Source organism: Methanococcoides sp. AM1 (assembly GCF_900774055.1).
GTDB lineage: Archaea > Halobacteriota > Methanosarcinia > Methanosarcinales > Methanosarcinaceae > Methanococcoides.
In genome coordinates, this window is sequence record NZ_CAAGSW010000018.1 from 1 (window position 1) to 436 (window position 436).

Here is a 436-nt window from a genome sequence, read left to right on the forward strand (position 1 = left end):
GGAGAATCCAGCACCAGCAGTTTTTCCATTTCAAGTAATATGTTCCGGAATATTTCCAGATAAACAATGTTTTCGGGTTCTTCCTCCAATAGCTTCAGTATAACACTAATTGAAGTTTCATAAATGGAACGTGTATCATCAAGCATATTATCGTCTGCACGAATGGACGCAAGATCCGTCAGTTTTATGAAAATATCGGAGACCTTTCCGGAAAAGTCAGAGTCGTTCGTTTCACCTCTTGGGAGTAACTCCACCAACTCATAGACGCGTTCTTTTGCGGAGTCATATTCACCAGTAACCATTAAGGAATCTACAAGCTTCTCAAGAAGTCCCACCGACTGGTCATATAATGTGCTGTTTGAAGGAGCATCCTTCATAGCATCTGAATAACCATTAGATGCAATTTCCAGGTTCAGCCTTGCATCCTGCATAAGCC

The 436-nt window shown here is 41.5% G+C and carries 1 protein-coding gene; it reads right to left on the reverse strand.

The window, feature by feature from the left end; translation table 11 throughout:
- Positions 1-436, reverse strand: a 436-nt coding sequence (locus E7X57_RS12600) for a hypothetical protein (protein ID WP_167880998.1), incomplete at both ends; no start/stop codon positions are given.